The sequence below is a fragment of the Actinoplanes sp. NPDC051633 genome (genome assembly GCF_040681735.1).
Lineage (GTDB): Bacteria > Actinomycetota > Actinomycetes > Mycobacteriales > Micromonosporaceae > Actinoplanes.
This window is the reverse complement of sequence record NZ_JBFAZH010000051.1, coordinates 1-15346: the sequence shown is the minus strand read 5'-3', so window position 1 is coordinate 15346 and position 15346 is coordinate 1. Positions and strand designations below refer to the sequence as shown.

12 protein-coding genes are annotated in these 15346 nt (G+C 70.1%); 7 read left to right on the top strand and 5 right to left on the bottom strand.

From position 1 onward, the window contains the following. On the bottom strand, nucleotides 1-2800 hold a 2800-nt coding region (locus AB0M20_RS05435; protein ID WP_364294154.1), incomplete at its 3' end, for a TIR domain-containing protein. An 83-nt stretch (nucleotides 2801-2883) separates the two neighbouring features. Next, nucleotides 2884-4764 (bottom strand): hypothetical protein, encoded by a 1881-nt coding sequence (locus AB0M20_RS05430; RefSeq protein ID WP_364294151.1) that lies wholly within the window; start codon nucleotides 4762-4764, stop codon nucleotides 2884-2886. A gap of 99 nt (nucleotides 4765-4863) precedes the next feature. Between AB0M20_RS05430 and AB0M20_RS05425 the strand changes: the two genes are divergently transcribed. Together AB0M20_RS05425 and AB0M20_RS05420 are read left to right on the top strand one after the other, a co-directional pair. Beyond that, nucleotides 4864-5790, top strand: coding sequence for a hypothetical protein (locus tag AB0M20_RS05425; RefSeq protein ID WP_364294148.1), 927 nt, complete (start codon nucleotides 4864-4866; stop codon nucleotides 5788-5790). Between the two features lie 78 nt (nucleotides 5791-5868). Beyond that, the gene (locus tag AB0M20_RS05420; protein ID WP_364294145.1) at nucleotides 5869-6228 is read left to right on the top strand and encodes a YciI family protein; all 360 of its coding nucleotides are present in this window, start codon (nucleotides 5869-5871) and stop codon (nucleotides 6226-6228) included. On the opposite strand, the gene AB0M20_RS05415 is transcribed toward AB0M20_RS05420, so the two are convergent. The 3 genes from AB0M20_RS05415 to AB0M20_RS05405 form a co-directional block, all read right to left on the bottom strand. Beyond that, the gene (locus AB0M20_RS05415) at nucleotides 6223-7434 is read right to left on the bottom strand and encodes a DUF6596 domain-containing protein (protein WP_364294142.1); all 1212 of its coding nucleotides are present in this window, start codon (nucleotides 7432-7434) and stop codon (nucleotides 6223-6225) included. The two genes, AB0M20_RS05420 and AB0M20_RS05415, sit on opposite strands and share 6 nt — an antisense overlap. A gap of 31 nt (nucleotides 7435-7465) precedes the next feature. Further along, nucleotides 7466-8713 (bottom strand): hypothetical protein, encoded by a 1248-nt coding sequence (locus AB0M20_RS05410; RefSeq protein WP_364294139.1) that lies wholly within the window; start codon nucleotides 8711-8713, stop codon nucleotides 7466-7468. A gap of 85 nt (nucleotides 8714-8798) precedes the next feature. Then, nucleotides 8799-9815 (bottom strand): LacI family DNA-binding transcriptional regulator, encoded by a 1017-nt coding sequence (locus AB0M20_RS05405; RefSeq protein ID WP_364294136.1) that lies wholly within the window; start codon nucleotides 9813-9815, stop codon nucleotides 8799-8801. A 157-nt stretch (nucleotides 9816-9972) separates the two neighbouring features. Between AB0M20_RS05405 and AB0M20_RS05400 the strand changes: the two genes are divergently transcribed. From AB0M20_RS05400 to AB0M20_RS05380, 5 genes are all read left to right on the top strand, one after another. Further along, nucleotides 9973-11832, top strand: a complete 1860-nt coding sequence (locus AB0M20_RS05400; RefSeq protein WP_364294133.1) for a beta-L-arabinofuranosidase domain-containing protein — start codon at nucleotides 9973-9975, stop codon at nucleotides 11830-11832. Nucleotides 11833-11846: 14 nt separating this feature from the next. Next, on the top strand, nucleotides 11847-13127 hold the full coding sequence (locus tag AB0M20_RS05395; protein ID WP_364294130.1) for a sugar ABC transporter substrate-binding protein: 1281 nt from the start codon (nucleotides 11847-11849) through the stop codon (nucleotides 13125-13127). Between the two features lie 58 nt (nucleotides 13128-13185). Next, complete coding sequence (locus AB0M20_RS05390; protein WP_364294127.1) at nucleotides 13186-14130, top strand: sugar ABC transporter permease; 945 nt, start codon at nucleotides 13186-13188, stop codon at nucleotides 14128-14130. Next, a complete protein-coding gene (locus AB0M20_RS05385) occupies nucleotides 14127-14981 on the top strand; it encodes a carbohydrate ABC transporter permease (RefSeq protein ID WP_364294124.1) in 855 nt (284 codons plus the stop codon). Before AB0M20_RS05390 ends, AB0M20_RS05385 begins: the two co-directional genes overlap by 4 nt. A gap of 72 nt (nucleotides 14982-15053) precedes the next feature. Beyond that, nucleotides 15054-15230, top strand: a complete 177-nt coding sequence (locus tag AB0M20_RS05380; RefSeq protein WP_364294121.1) for a DUF1059 domain-containing protein — start codon at nucleotides 15054-15056, stop codon at nucleotides 15228-15230. The last annotated feature ends 116 nt before the right edge of the window (nucleotides 15231-15346 follow it).

Sequence of the window (15346 nt, the reverse complement as noted above, 5' to 3'; positions counted from 1 at the left end):
CGGGACTGAAGGCCACGGTGCCGCCCTCCGCCCGGGCGGCTGTCAGCGTGCCCAGTGGCTTGGGGCTGGTGGGCACGGTCAGGTCCCAGAGGTTGCGCTTGTTGCCGTCGCCGACGACGAGCGTACGGCCGTCCGGGCTGAACGCCAGCACGTTGAGGGCCTCCGGCGTCATCGAGGCGACCGTCACCGGCGCGGCCGGATCACTCACGTCCGTCACGTGCATCCCGGAGGTGTATCCGCCGGCGACGATGGTGCGGCCGTCGGGACTGATCGCCGCGAAGTCGACCCCGCCACGTCCGGGCGGATAGACGACGGCCGTGGCGCGCTGGACCATCTTGATCCGGTCCCGCACCTCCCAGAAGGTCGCCGTGCCCTGGTCGTCGACGGTCGTGACCCATCGGCCGTCCGGCCCGTACCGCATGGCCCGCATGGCGAACATGTGGCCGGTGAGGGCGGTCGCGCGATCGCGGGGAGCGGCGTACTCGGCCACGTTCCACAGCACCCCGGTGGTGGAACTGTCGGCCGTCGCCAGCGTCCGGCCGTCCCGGCTCAACGACAGCGAGTTCATCGCGTGCCGGCCCGACACCCGGCCGATCTCCCTCGACTGGAACCCGTCCACCTCCCACAGTCGGGCCTTCCCGTCGTCCCATCCGGCGGAGACCAGGATGCGTCCGTTCCCGCTGTAGGCCAGCGAAAGGGAAGGGGTCCCGGCGTTCTTGACCACGGTGGTGCGGCGTTGCGGCGAGGCGGGATCGGTCAGGTCGTAGATGGTCAGCGCCTCGCTGTCCCCGATCGCCAGGGCCGGCTCGGCCGGGTTGAAGGCGATCGCGTACGTGCCGCCGGGGCTGGCGATCTCACTGCGCTTGACCGGCTTGGCCCGGTCGGCGATGTCCCAGATGGTCGTGCCCTCGTCGGCCACCACGAGGGTCTGGCTGTCCGCGCTGAACGCGAAGTCCGAGGCGGCGGGCTTCCGGCCCTGCTCCAGCCTGGCGAGCTGGGTCGGCTCGGCCCGGTCGGACACGTCCCAGAGGGTGGCGAACCCGAGGTGGGAAGCGATGTCGCCGGTGACCAGGGTGCGTCCGTCCGGGCTGAACGCGACGGAGGAGTAGGTGCGGTCGACGGCCGGCAGCGCGGCGATCTGCGCCGGGCTCCTCGGATCGGCGACGTCCCACAGGATCAGCTTCGAACGCCCGATGGCGGCGAGGGTCTGCCCGTCCGGGCTCAGCTCCACGGCGTTGTCCAGAAGGAAGTCGAAGTCCTCGTACGGCGGGGTGGCGTCACCGAAGGTGGAGAGCCGGACCGGGTGGGTCCGGTCGGTCCCGTCCCACAGCGACACGGTGTTGTCCCGGTTGACGGTCACCAGACGCTGGTCCGGACCGTAGGCCACCATCCGGACGTCGCCGATGGTGCCCGCGTGCCGGCTCGACGTGATCAGGTTGGCGACCTCACGGCGGGACTCGGCGTCGGGGAGGATCTTCTGCGCGGCGATGCCGAGCTTGAGGGCCCCCTGCGGGTCGTCGTCCATCGCGCTCTTCGCCTCGTTGACGAGCCGGCGGCTGACCGCGATCCGCTTCTGCTGCTCCGCCTTGGCCTGCTGCCTGGACGCCTCCGCGCTCTGCTCGGCCGCTTCCTGGGCGGCCTCCTTGGCGCGCTGCTCCTGCTCTTTGGCCACCTTCTCCGCCTGACGGGCGAGAGCACCCGCCTCGAGGGCCAGCCGCTCCTGCTCCTTGGCGATCCGCTTCTGTTCGCGGGCGTCGGCGCCGGCCTCCGCGGCCAGGCGCTGCTGCTCGCGGGCGATCCTGGTCTGCTCCGCGGCGCGCAGCTGCTGCCGGTGCATCTCCTTCGCCGACTCCCGGGCCAGCTCGCTCTGCCGCTTCGCCAACGCCTGCTGCAGTCGCGCCTGAGCCCGGGCCAGGTCCGCCTTGGCCAGCTGCCGCTTGACCTCGGCCGATGCCTGGTCGGCCAGATTCTTCTGGGTCCGGGCCGCCCGCTCCTGCCGCTCCGCCTCGAGCGCCGCCGCCTTCGCCCGCCGCTCCTCTTTCCGGGCCGAGTCCTCCTGCTGGCGCGCCTGGTTCGCATACTTGGCCGCGCTGCCGCGTTGCACCGACGCCTCCTGCTGCTGACGCCGGGCCTCCACCGCGGAGGCGTTGGCCTCGGCCGCGTTGCGGACCGCGGCCATCCCGGTCAGCGAGGCCAGCACGGTCAGCACCATCAACGCCGCGACGGCGGCCAGCCGCAGCCGGCCGGCCCGGCGGTGCTGCCGGACGTCCTCACCCTCGAGGTCGTCCTTGCTCACCCCGTGCATCGGCGCCGCCAACTGAGCGATGGCATCCCGGAAGCGGGAGTGCCGCAGGCTCAGGTGCTGCTCGTCGCGGGCCCACCGCAGATCCAGATACAGCGGCTCCTCGGCGAACACCCCGCGCAACGCCCGCGGCACGGCCGTGGACGCGGTGGAGAAGTCCTTGGCCGCCGGGTCCCACTGCCACTCGCCGTCGGTCACCACCGGCAGGATCCGGTCTGCCGGCTTGGTGGCCACCCAATGCTCGATCTCCCGGTTCACCCACGGCGAACGAGCGGCCTCGGGAGACGCCATCAAGACGAAATACTCGGAATTGTCCAGGGCCTTTTGAATGGAGGTCCACAAATGCGGGGTGACCGAAAGGCCGGTCTGGTCGCGGAAGATCCACAGCGCACGCCGCCGGTGCCAAGGCTTTGCCAGACGGTGCAAACCCCGCTGAACGGACGGCGCGAGCCGCCCATCAGCCGCATGGCTGTACGAAATGAACCCGTCGAACGACACAGCAGGCCCCCGTTGAAAGAACGACGTGAATCAGTGTCGATCGATTCTGCACGGTGCAACCCCGCCGACGAAACCGATAGAGCTCACCTGCGTCGGATATGTGTCCGTACTGCGGCCCAGACGGCGCGGCCCGGCGAAGTCCGCTTGATCCACTGCAGCCGGGAAAGAACCGGGTTCGATGCCGCGGATTCGTCGCGTGCGGCGGTGCGGGCGAGCACGCGCCGGTGCGTCGCGCCGGTCGAGGGTCGCACCGCGTGCGGCTCGAGCTGGTGGGAGGCCAGCGCCAGATAGGTGAACCGCTGCAGACCCCGCGGCGCCGCCCGGTTGGGCTTGACCAGCATCTGCTCGACGACCTCGGTGTCGACCAGCTCCGCGATCGGCCCGCCGGCGGTGTCGATCAGGTCGGCGATGACCTCGGCGCCGTCGCCGTCCCAGATCTTGGGGACCGTCGAGACCGTCCCGGTGTTGTTGCGGCCGGTGAAGAACGGGACGTCCGCCCACTCGGGGACGAGGCGCTGGGTCAGGCCGGTGTGCAGCACGCGATCGCGTTTCTGCTCCGGCGTGAGCGCGAACATCGCCGACACCAGCGAGGGGCTGAGGAACGGCGTGACGATGTTGAGCGAGTACGCGGCGCTCGACCACCGCCGTACGCGTTCGACCAGGTACAGGTAGTCGATCAGGTGCGGGCCGCGTACCCCCTTGTCCTTGGCTCGTCGCAGCAGCTCGCCGACCCGGTCGCGCTCCCGTTCCACAGCGGCGGCGGAGACCCCCGAGAGGCTCGGCATCAGGTGCGCCATCGCCGTCTGCTCGGGGTCGGCCTCGCTGCCCGGCTTGCCGTACCAGAACCCGGTGGCCAGCTCGCCGCCCGCGCCGGTGATGTTGGCCCGGACCGGGCGCGCGGGCAGCAGCTCCGGCTTCGGCGGCCGGACGATGTAGGAGTACGCGAACTGGTAGTCGTAGAAGCGTTGCAGCCGCAGCACACGGTCCCGCAGGCCGGCCCCCAGCACGACCGACGGCGAGGCGGCCGGCCGCACGTTGTGCACGACCTCGAGCCCGCGCTTCTCCCGCAGGATCCGGACCAGCTCGCTCGCGATCTCGCCCTCCGCGGCGATGTCGTCGTTCGTGTTCAGCCTGGGCACCCGGCCCGCCGCCACCAGCGACGCCGCGATCAGCCGCGAGTCCCGCCCGCCGGACAGGCCCAGGACGATGTCGTCGTACTGATCGTGGATGGCGGCCGCGGTCGTGGCGAACTCGTCCGCGGCCGACGCCAGCGTGGCGTCCAGCGGCCGGCCCTGCGCCTCCAGCCCGGCCAGCACGACGTCGTCGACCGCGTGGCCGATCCGCGACTTGATCGTCCACCCGCCGTCCGATCCCCGGCGGCCGGTCATGCGTTCACCGGGAGACAGCAGCCGGACCCCGCGGATCGGCGACATGTCGCCGCCGAAGTGGCCGCACACCGCGTACGAGGTCCACCCGTCCAGGTCGGGTTCCACCGTGCCGTGCAGGAAGTGGCCGAGCATGCTCGGGCGCGTACACAACGCCGTGACCCCGCCCGACTCGGCGGCGAACAGCCGGCACATGCCGAGCCAATCCTGCTGGACGGCGAACTCGCCGTCCTGATCCACCGCCATCAGGGCGAACGGCGGCACCAGGCCGCGGTGAACACTCTCCCCGGCGAGCAGCCGGCGGGCCATGGCGATGCCGGTGTCGCCGCGCGGCGCACCGATCGGAATGCCCAGTGAAACGGCGGTGATCCGGTCATCGGACTGCACGGCCTCCCAGCGCGTGGACGGGATCTGCCCAGGGTGCAGCATGATCACGCCCCAGTCGTCCCCGCCGATCTCATAACGCACATAACTGGCCGGAACGAGACCGCGAATCGAGGTCTCGAACCGGTCGCGGAAGGCGCCCCTGGTCTCCGGGGTCAGCGGTCGTGCGGAGAACCAGGCCAGGACGACATGCATGATCCCCGGACGCTAGTGGTCGCATCGACGCGCGCGTATGTACCTTCGGATTGCGAATGCATTACGGTTGCATGTCCCTCGAACCAACGGGAGGGCCGGTTGCGCTCCCATGCGTCCAATGTCGACCGGCTGCGAACGCGCCTCGAGCGGGTCCGGGCCGACGCCCGCCGGATCGGGGAGGACCAGTCGGCCTTTGGCCTGGTCTGCGGGTGGGTGCTGACCGGGCTGGGCGACCGGTACGTCCGGCACGACCAGCTGATGGCCTACATCGAGGAGTCCCTGGCACTGGTGGTCCGCGGGCTTCGCCGGGTGGCCGCCGGCGAGGAACGGCTCGGGGACTGGCTCGGCCTGGCCCGCGGCGACGCGCCGGTTGCCTACGACCGCCCGCAGTCGATGAGCCACGTCGTGGACCACCTGCTCGAGCTGGTCGAGCGACGGGAATGGGTGGAACCCGAGCTGGAGCTCGCCCCGGTCGCGGAGTTCGTGGCCCCGGTGGAGGACGATTTCGGCGCGCTGCGGGTGGGCGGGCTGCGCTGGGCGATGGCGTACGCCGAGCCGGTGCGGCAGATGCTCGACGATCTCAGTGGCACGCCGGAGATCGCCGCCGGCCAGGCCACCCGGTGGACGGCGATGGCCGGCGACCTGAACGCGATCGCCGCCGACCTCCGGCGCTGCCTCGACCGCGACTTCGCCGCGCCGGCCGGGCCGGACGTGCGGGCGTACCTGGATCTGATGTCGAACAACGTCGAGGCGCTGAAGGGCGTCGCCGCCACCGCCACCGCGATGGCACTGGTCACGAGGTCCGCCGCCGATCTGATCCTGCTGACCCGCGACATCGTTCGCGGCCTGATCGGGACGCTCCTCGCCCGCGTGATCGTCTGGACGGCCGACACCTCGGCCGTCGTCACGCGGGACGTGATGGCGGCCAGGCTCGCCACGGTCGTGGCCACCACGCGTCGTATCCACGCCTACATCACCGCCCTGGTCGCCAGCGTGGCCAACCTGTCGGAGTACGTCGACGATTGATCGGCCGGACGTGTCGAGAACCGGGCGCGCCCGTTCGTCACCAGGACGAAGCAACACTTCGACGATGAAGGAGCAACGATGAGGTACGCGATGCTGATCTGTGGCGACGACCGCGAGTGGACGAACCTGTCGCCGGAGGACGAGCAGGACGTCATGAAGGAGATCTACTCCTGGTACGAGCGGTGGCAGCCGACCGGCAAGGTCGCCGACGGCGGCGCCGAGCTGCAGGGCCGGGACACGGCGAAGACGGTGCGCGCCGGCGCGAACGGCGAGCCGGTGATCACCGATGGACCGTACCTCGAGCTCAAGGAGATCGTCGGCGGGGTCGTCCTGCTCGAGTGCGACGACATCGACGAGGCCGCGCGGATGGCGGCTACCTGGCCGCTCGCCGCGGGGATCAGCGCGCTGGAGGTGCGGCCGGTGATGAGCCGCTCATAACCGGAGCTCGCCCACGCGGCGGGACATCAGCTCCCGCTCGGCGGGGTTCGTCGCCAGCTCCAGCGCACGCTCGGCCGCCGTCAGCGCCTCGGCGCGGCGGCCGAGCGCGGCCAGCAGGTCGGCCCGGGCGGCGTGCCACAGGTGGTAGCCACTCAGCCGGTCGCCGAGCGCCTCGACCTCGTCGAGCGCCTCGGCCGGTCCCACCGCGAACCGGGTCGCCACCGAGCGGCTGAGCAGCACGACCGGCGACGGGTCCAGCGCGTGCAGGCGGTCGTACAGCGATCGCACGTCGGCCCAGTTGGTGGCCTCGTACGAGACGGCCAGCGCATGCAGCGCGGCGATGCCGGCCTGCACCTGGTACGGGCCCGGCCGCCCCTGCCGCACCGCGGACCGCAGCCGCAGCGCCGCCCGCTCGATCGCCGCCTCGTCCCAGAGCCGCCGGTCCTGGTCCTCGAGCAGCACGATGCGGCCCCACGAGTCGAACCGGGCGGCGGCGCGGGCCTGGTGCAGCTCCAGCAGCGCGGCGAGGGCGGCGACCTCCGGCTCGCGGGGCAGCAGCGCGGCGAGCTGGCGGGCCAGCTCGACCCCCTCGCGGGCCAGCTCGCGTCGCTGCGCAGACCGGCCGCTGGACAGATATCCCTCGTTGAAGACGAGGTAGACGACCGCCAGCACGGCCGGCAGCCGGTCGGCGTACTCGTGCGGCTGCGGCACCTCGAACCGGATGCCGCGCTCGCGGAGCTGGCGCTTGGCCCGGGACAGCCGCTGCGCCATCGTCGGCAGCGGCACCAGGAAGGCGGCGGCGATCTCGGCCGTGGTGAGCCCGCCGGCGGCGTAGAGGGTCAGCGCGACCCGGGCCGGCTCGGCCAGGTCGGGGTGGCAGCAGGCGAAGATCATCGCCAGCCGGTCGTCCACGCCCGGCTCCGGCGCCGGCTCCACCGCCAGCCGGGCCACCTTGTCGCGGCCGACCGCGTCGCGGCGCAGACGGTCGAGCGCCTTGCGCCACCCGGTGGTGACGAGCCAGCCGGACGGGCTGTCGGGTACGCCGTCCTGAGGCCAGCGCTTGAGCGCCTCGGCGAGAGCATCGGAGAGCGCCTCTTCGGCAAGGTCGAAGTCCCCGAGCCGGCGGCTGAGGGCCCCGAGCATCCCGGCCGCATCGGCCCGCCAGACCCGATCGACCACCTCGCCGACGTCCACGACATCGCTCACCTGGGAAAGCGTGCCAGACCGGCCACGCGGTTCACCGGACGGTGACGGAGATCGTGCCCTCCACTTCCAGTCCGGAGAGGTGGTAGAGCTCGATGTAGTACGTCCCCTCCTCGAGGTCGGACCACGTGGTCGCGGTCTCCTGCCCGACCACGGCGGCCGGCGATCCGGTCAGGTCGTCGTCCCGTCCCCAGCTCACGTCGCGATGCAGGATGACCGTGATCTGAGCACCCTGCATGGGTTCGAACTCACTGCTGGCGGCGATCGTGGCGGTGACGGATCCCTTGTCCTTCACCGGGAAACGCCGGGTCTCCGGCAGCCGTGCCTTCATCTTGAACCAACTCGACCAGTCGCCCGCCGACCGGCTCGGTGGCGTGACGAATTCCGTGGGTACGCGCTGACGCACGGTGCCGCTGTACACCTCCGTGAAGTCCGGCCGCCAGCCGCCGCCGAAGACCTCCGAACCCATGACGCCGCCGGTTCCGCGATTGACCTGCCGATACGAGGTGCGGCCGCTCCAAGCCGTCACCGGACGTTCGGTGGCGTCGGCGACCTCGGCGGCGAGACTCCGCTCGCCGTAGTCGAGGCCCGGCAGCAACGAGGGGTCGGTCCCGGAGTTGCACGAGTCGAAGGTGATGTCCGCGTTCGCGGCAAAGGCCTGGGGCGTCAGGGTACGAGCGCCGGCCAGGCTCAGTCCGTAGTCCTCGTGGTCGGGCCAGTTGTAGCGCAGGGTCAGAGCTCCGGGTACGCCGTGACTGAACACGTGCAGACCCGCGATCGAGCCGGGCGGGAACTTGCCGAGCAGACTCGGCAGCGAGCTGTCCGGCGTGACCCAGAAGACCGGCGCCCCTTTCGCGCGGGCCTCGACCTCGCCCAGGTCGACCTTGGCCAGCTCGTAGCCGGTGCGCTCGACCAGCCACACCCGTTGCTCACCGCCGGCCCGGGCGCCCGCGGCGGCGTCCTGGTACGCGGGTCCGGGCAGCTCACCAGGGCTGGGCGAACCCACGACGACAACCTGGTACTGCCCGGGCGGCAGCGCGGCCGGATCGGTCGTCTGCGCGCCGCCGCCGGCCTCGACCGCGCGGGCGATGGCAGCGTTGCCGGCATGCGCGAGGAGGCCGGGCCAGAGGGCGGGGTTGAGGCCGGCGGCATTGCCGGCGAAGGACGACCACATGGCATTGCCACCGACTCCGGCCGTCGACCGCGCGGGCGGGGCGGGCTCAGCCGCCAGGCGATCGGCGGGGTCGGCGGTCTGCTGCTCGCCGAGCCGCTCCTTGCCCATGCCTCATCATGAGCCACCGGGCCCGGAAACGGTCCGGGCCGACAGATAAACGACGGGCAGAGACACGAACCGCCTCAGGCTCCCGTCAGGACTCTCGCACCACCAAGTGGCTCTCCACCACGTGCACGCCCGGGGCGGGCTGGCCGTCGATCGCCGCCAACAGCAGGTCTCCCGCCCGGCGGCCGATCTCCTCCAGGCCCAGGTCGACCGTGGTCAGTGGGGGTCGTGCCGCTTCCGCGATGACGCCCCAGTTGTCGACGCCCACCACACCTGTTTGCATCGGCAGCGCCACGCCCGCCTCCCGCAGGCCGTCCAGCACACCCCGCGCGATCACGTCGTTGCCGCAGAACACGCCGTCCACGTCGGGCGCCGTCCGGAGCACCTGGGCCGTCGCGAACCGGCCCCACGACTCGGTCCAGCTGCCGAAGAGCGGCTCGCCCACCAGCTCCATGCCGAGGTCGGCCAGCGTCGCCACCGCGCCGGTCGCGCGTTCCCGCGCCGACTCGTGTGACTGCGGCCCGGTGATGTGCGCGATCCGCCGCCGGCCGGTCTTCACCAGGTGGGAGACCGCCAGCTGGGCCGCGCCCCGCTCGTCGCTGACCACGCTGCAGTCCTGGGGGTCGCGGCTGCGGCCGAACGCGTACACCACCGGGACGGGCAGGCTGTCGCTCAGCGGTTCGCGGGCGTCGGTGCGCCGGCCGGCCACGATGATGCCGTCGACCTGGCGCTCCAGCAGCTTGCGCAGGTGGTGTTGCTCGCGGATCGGGTCGTCGCGGCTGTCGCAGAGGAAGGCGATCATCTCGCCGACGCCCAGGGAGTCCTCGACGCCGCGGGTCACCGGGATGCTGAACCGGCCGTAGCTGTCCGTAGTGATGATGCCGACCGTGAACGTGCGGCCGCTCAGCAGGTTGCGGGCCACCACGTTGGGCGTGAAGCCGAGCTCGTCGGCGGCGGCGCGTACCCGGGCCCTGGTCTCTTCGCGCAGCGTGCCGCGGCCGTTGAGCGCCTTGGACGCGGTGCCCAGCGAGACGCCGGCCAGCGCCGCCACGTCGGCGATGCCGATGCGACGGGTGGTGGGCCGGGGGCCGGCATCCTGTGACATTGCGCAACCCTATTCAGAAAAGGTTTTCCGAGCAAACTTCGGCCTGCTGAACAGGCGTTCTCGATTCGCGAACGCACCTTGACCCGTCCATGACCGCCTCCTACGTTGGCGCTTGAACAAACGGTTTCCTAGAAGTTTCCGATGGCGAGGAACGCACGTGACAGACATCCTGGGACCGGTGGCCACGCGCCGCAAGGCAGTCCTGACGCCGCTGGGCGCCGCAACGATCGACGGAAACTCTTTCCTCGGCGCTTGGCAGGCCCGCAACGCGGACAAAACCATCCCCCACTGCGTCGAGAACATCGAGAGTTCCGGCGTGATCCAGAACTTCCGGCGGCTGGCCGACGCCGGTCCGGACGGCCCGGCCGGCGCCTTCCAAGGGCTCTGGTTCGCCGACTCCGATCTCTACAAGACGATCGAGGCGATCGGCTGGGAGCAGGGCCGCAGCGGCACCGACCGGTACGACGCGCTGCTCGCCGAGCTGGCCGACCTGTTCGAGAAGGTGCAGCTGCCCGACGGCTACCTCGACACCTATGTGCAGGGCACGCCGGACGCCGTCGCCTTCGCCCACCCGGAGTACGCGCACGAGCTCTACTGCGCCGGCCACCTGATGCAGGCCGCCGTGGCGCTGCACCGCGGCAGTGGTGACGAGCGCTTCCTCGCCGTCGCCCGCCGCCTCGGCGACATGATCGTCAAGCGGTTCGGCGAGGACGGCGAGCCGGTCATCGACGGTCACCCCGAGGTGGAGACCGCACTGGTCGAGCTCTACCGCGAGACCGGCGAGGAGGCGTACCTGCGGGCCGCCGAGCTGCAGGTCGAGCGCCGCGGCCACCGGACCCTCGACCCCGGTCGCTTCACCCCCGCCTATTACCAGGACCACCTTCGGGTGCGCGAGGCGACCGAGGCCATCGGCCACTCGGTGCGCCAGCTCTACCTAGGCGCCGGCGTCACCGACCTCTACCTCGAGAACGGCGACGAGACGCTGCTCGAGGCGATGGAGAAGCTGTGGGACAGCGCGTTCCACACCAAGATGTACATCACCGGCGCGCACGGCTCGCGGCACCGCGACGAGGCCTACGGCGACCCGTACGAGCTGCCGCCGGACCGCGCCTACGCCGAGACCTGCGCGTCCATCGCGGCCTTTCAGTGGTGCTGGCGGCTGCTGCTGGCCACCGGCAAGTCCCGCTACGCGGAGGAGATGGAACGTACGCTCCTCAACGCGATCGCCGCCTCCACGTCGGCCACCGGCACGGAGTTCTTCTACTCCAACCCGCTGCAGTTGCGCACCGGCCACAACGGCGACGACGAGGACTCGCCGAGTGAGCGCCTGTCCTGGTATTCGTGCGCCTGCTGCCCGCCGAACCTGGCCCGGCTGCTGGCCTCCGTGCACTCCTACGCCGCCACGGCCGACGACAACGGGCTGCAGTTGCACCTGCTCACGGCGGGTACGTTCGAGGGTCCCTCGGTGAGTGCGACGGTCGTGTCCGCGTACCCATGGGATGGCGATTTCGAGATCACCGTGCGGGGGAGCGGCGAGCTGGCCGTGCGCGTGCCGTCGTGGGCGGTGGGGGCGACCGCTTCGGTCGACACCAAGCCGGCCCCGGGCGACTACCTGCGCGTGCCGGTCCACGATGGAGAGACGATCCGGCTGAGCCTGCCGATGAAGCCGCGCCTGATCCGCGCCGACGACCGGGTCGACGCCGTCCGCGGCTGCGTCGCCGTCGCACGCGGGCCGCTGATCTTCTGCGTCGAGCAGGCCGACCTGCCCGAGGGCGTCCTCGTCGAACAACTGCGGCTGGACCCGTCCGCGGAGATCACCGAGGAGTGGGCGAGCGACGACGTCACCCCGCTGCGACTGCACCTGTCCGGACTGGTCAAGAAGGACCAGCCCGATCTGTACGCGCCGTACGAGGCGCCGCCGGCCGGGGACACCCCGGTCAGCTTCACCGCGATTCCCTACCACTCCTGGGCGAACCGGGGACCGGGCGCCATGCGCGTCTGGCTGCCCCTCACCTAGAAAGCGAACCCATCATGCGGAAAACCCCCCGGCTGGTGGCGGCTGCCACCGCGGTCAGCCTCGCCCTCGTCGCCTCGGCGTGCGGCGGGGGCGACGACACGACATCCAGCGCGACCGACAAGCCCACCGGCAACGCCACCCTCTGGGTCCGGGACAGCCAGAAGGGCTTCATCAATCTCCTCACCGACGCCTACAACAAGTCCCACGAGGGCAAGATCCAGACGACGGTCATCCCGGCGCCCAGCTTCGTGCAGAAGTTCGGCACCGCCGCGCAAACCGGCGCCGGCCCGGACATCGCCTCGATCGACCTGGTCTACCTGCCGTTCTTCGCCTCCAAGGGCGTGCTCGACGACCTGACCGAGGTGCAGAACCAGCTGACCTGGAAGGACGCCCTCAGTCCGGCGCACAAGAAGCTGGCCGAGTACGAAGGCAAGGTGTACGCGCTGCCGTTCACCGCCGAGGCGTCGATGATCTTCTACAACAAGGACCTGTTCAAGAAGGCCGGCCTCGACCCGGAGAAGCCGCCGACCACCTTCGCCGAGATGCTCAACGCCGCCCGCAAGATCCGCGCGCTGGGCAAGGACCACTACGGCTTCACGATGGCCGGGCAGTGCGGCGGGTGCAACGTCTTCGAGGTGGCGCCGCACATCTGGGCGAGCAAGGGCAACATCCTGTCCGAGGACGGCAAGACCGCGCAGTTCAACAGCCAGGAGGTCACCGACGTCCTGACGTTCTACCGGCAGATGTGGACCGAGGGCCTGATGCCGTCGAACGCCAAGACGGACAACGGGTCCATCCAGGGCACCACGTTCCAGGGCGGCAAGACCGGCATGGTGACGCTCGGCGCCTTCTACGTGCAGACGCTGATGGCGGACAAGAAGATCGACTTCGGCGTCACCCCGATCATGGGCAAGGACGGCGGCACGGCGTCGTTCGCGGGCGGCGATGAGATCGCCGTGACCAAGAGCGCGAAGAACAAGGCCGTCGCGTACGACTTCGTCAAGTGGGCCACCAGCGAGGAGGCCCAGACGATCCTGGCGAAGAACTCGATCGTCCCCGTCCGCACCGACCTGATCGACAAGATCTACGCGCCGCTCGACCCGCGGTACAAGCCGCTGGGTGACGCCATGTCGACGGGCCAGACGCCCTACAGCGTGGTGGAGAACGGCATCATCAACGACAACAACGGCCCGTGGGCCACGTTGATCAACCAGGCGGTCTTCGGCACCGGCGACATCAAGGCGGCGCAGGAGACGGCGAACAAGGCAGCCCAGGCCATCATCGACAAGGGCTGACGATTGACGCCCGCCGCGGCCGGCCCGTGGCCGCGGCGGGTCCTTCTTGGAGGGTCGCATGACCGAAACCACCCTGGCCGAGAAGTCGGTGGCCGCTGCCGCTCCCGAACCGAAGCGGCCGTGGCTGACGAACCGGCGCCGGCGTCAGCTGATGGGCCTGCTGCTGGTGTCGCCGGCGCTGGCCGTCGTCATCGTCTTCTTCCTCGTGCCGCTGGTCATGACGTTCTGGATGTCGTTCCACGAGTGGCCGCTGCTCGGTGACCACGAGTTCATCGGTCTGGACAACTACAAGCAGGCGATCGACGACACCGAGTGGCGCAACGCGATCTGGTTCACGCTCAAGTACACGCTCCTGATCACCCCGGCACTGCTGGTCCCGGCGCTCATCCAGGCCTTCCTGGTCAACCGGCCCGGGCGTGGGGCACGGTTCTTCCAGACCATCTACTTCCTGCCCGTGGTGATCGGCTTCGCCGCGGGCGCGTACCTGTGGCTCTACCTCGCGCAGCCCGGCCTGGGCCCGCTCTCAGACCTGTCCGCCAGGTTCGGCCTCTCGGAGACCACCGACAACTGGTTCGCCACCGGGACCAGCGCGCTGCTGCTGGTCAGCCTCATGGTGGTGTGGAAGCAGACCGGCATGCAGATGATCCTGCTGCTCTCCGGCCTGCAGTCGATCCCCGAGGAGCTGAACGAGGCCGCCCGGATCGACGGCGCGAGCCGGTGGGCGTCGTTCCGATACGTCACGCTGCCGCTGCTGCGGCCGACGCTGGCGCTGGTGCTGGTCTTCTCGGTCGCCGGGTCGCTGCTGGCGTTCGACCAGTTCTTCATCATGACCGCCGGCGGGCCGTCCAACTCGACGATCACCGCGGTCTACCAGATCTACCGCACCTCGTTCATCAACTTCGATCTCGGGTACGGCGCCGCGCTGTCCGCCATGCTGATGGTGGTCCTGGCGGCGGTCAGTGCCGTGCAGATGCTCCTGCTGCGGAAGACGGACCACTCATGAACACCATTGCCGAGGTACGCCGGACCCTGCCGCGCGCCGCCTGGTGGGCCGCATGCGTCTGCGTGGCGATCATCGTGCTCTACCCGCTCTACATCATGCTGTCGCAGTCGTTGAAGTCCGTGGGCGAGGCGACCCAGAACCCGCCGACCCTTTACCCGCACGGCCTGTCGGTCGACAACTACAAGGCCCTGAGCAACACCGGGCAGGTCGGCATCTGGGAGCACATCTCGAACAGCCTGATCGTCTCGATCGGCGCGACCCTGCTGACCGTCGCGCTGGCGACGCTGGCCGGCTACTCGTTCGCCAAGCTCCGCTTCCGCGGCAGCGGCCTGCTGTTCTTCGTCATCCTGGCCACGTTCATGATCCCGTTTCAGGCGATCATCACGCCGCTGTTCTCGATCCTGCACGGGTTGCAGCTCAGCAACACGCTGCTCGGCCTGACGCTGGTCTACACGACGTTCCAGCTGCCGTTCGGCATCTTCCTGATGCGCAACAGCTTCGCGGTGCTGCCGGCCAGCATCGAGGAGGCGGCGCTGATCGACGGATGCGGCTTCTTCTCGGCGATGAGCCGGGTGATGCTGCCGGTCGCCGTGCCCGGTCTGATCAGCACCGCGTTGTTCACGTTCTTCACGTCCTGGAACGAGTTCTTCGCCGCGCTGATCCTGATCACCGACGAAACCAAGTTCACCCTGCCGGTCACGCTGACCGTCCTGGCGTCGAACCAGATGGGTACGTTGAACTGGGGCGTGATGCAGGCCGGCGTCGCGGTGACGGCGATCCCGTGCATCGTGCTCTACCTGCTGCTCCAGCGCTATTACGTGGCGGGCCTGGTGGCCGGCGCGGTCAAATAACCCGGCAGGGCATGGCCCGGCTGCGTCGCAGATGATCCGTTTATCGGCCGGTCAGGGGGAACAAGACTGGACATGGCTGTGACGATCCGCTGCGCGGACTTCAACAACGATTGCCCGGCCGAGTTCACGGCGCCCGATGAGCGGGAGTTGCTCGACCACGTCGAGCTGCACACCAAGGCCGCTCACCAGCCGATGGAGTGGACGCCAGAGCTGGCGGAGGTGGTCAAGACCCACGTCAAACAGGCGTGACGCCTAGGGTCTGTTTTGAAATTCACCCGGTCTGCGCCGTGGCCCAGAGCGCGCCTGACAGCGTTCGCGAAACGCCCAAATACACCCGGTATTAGGGCGAGTCGCGGCCGATGTCA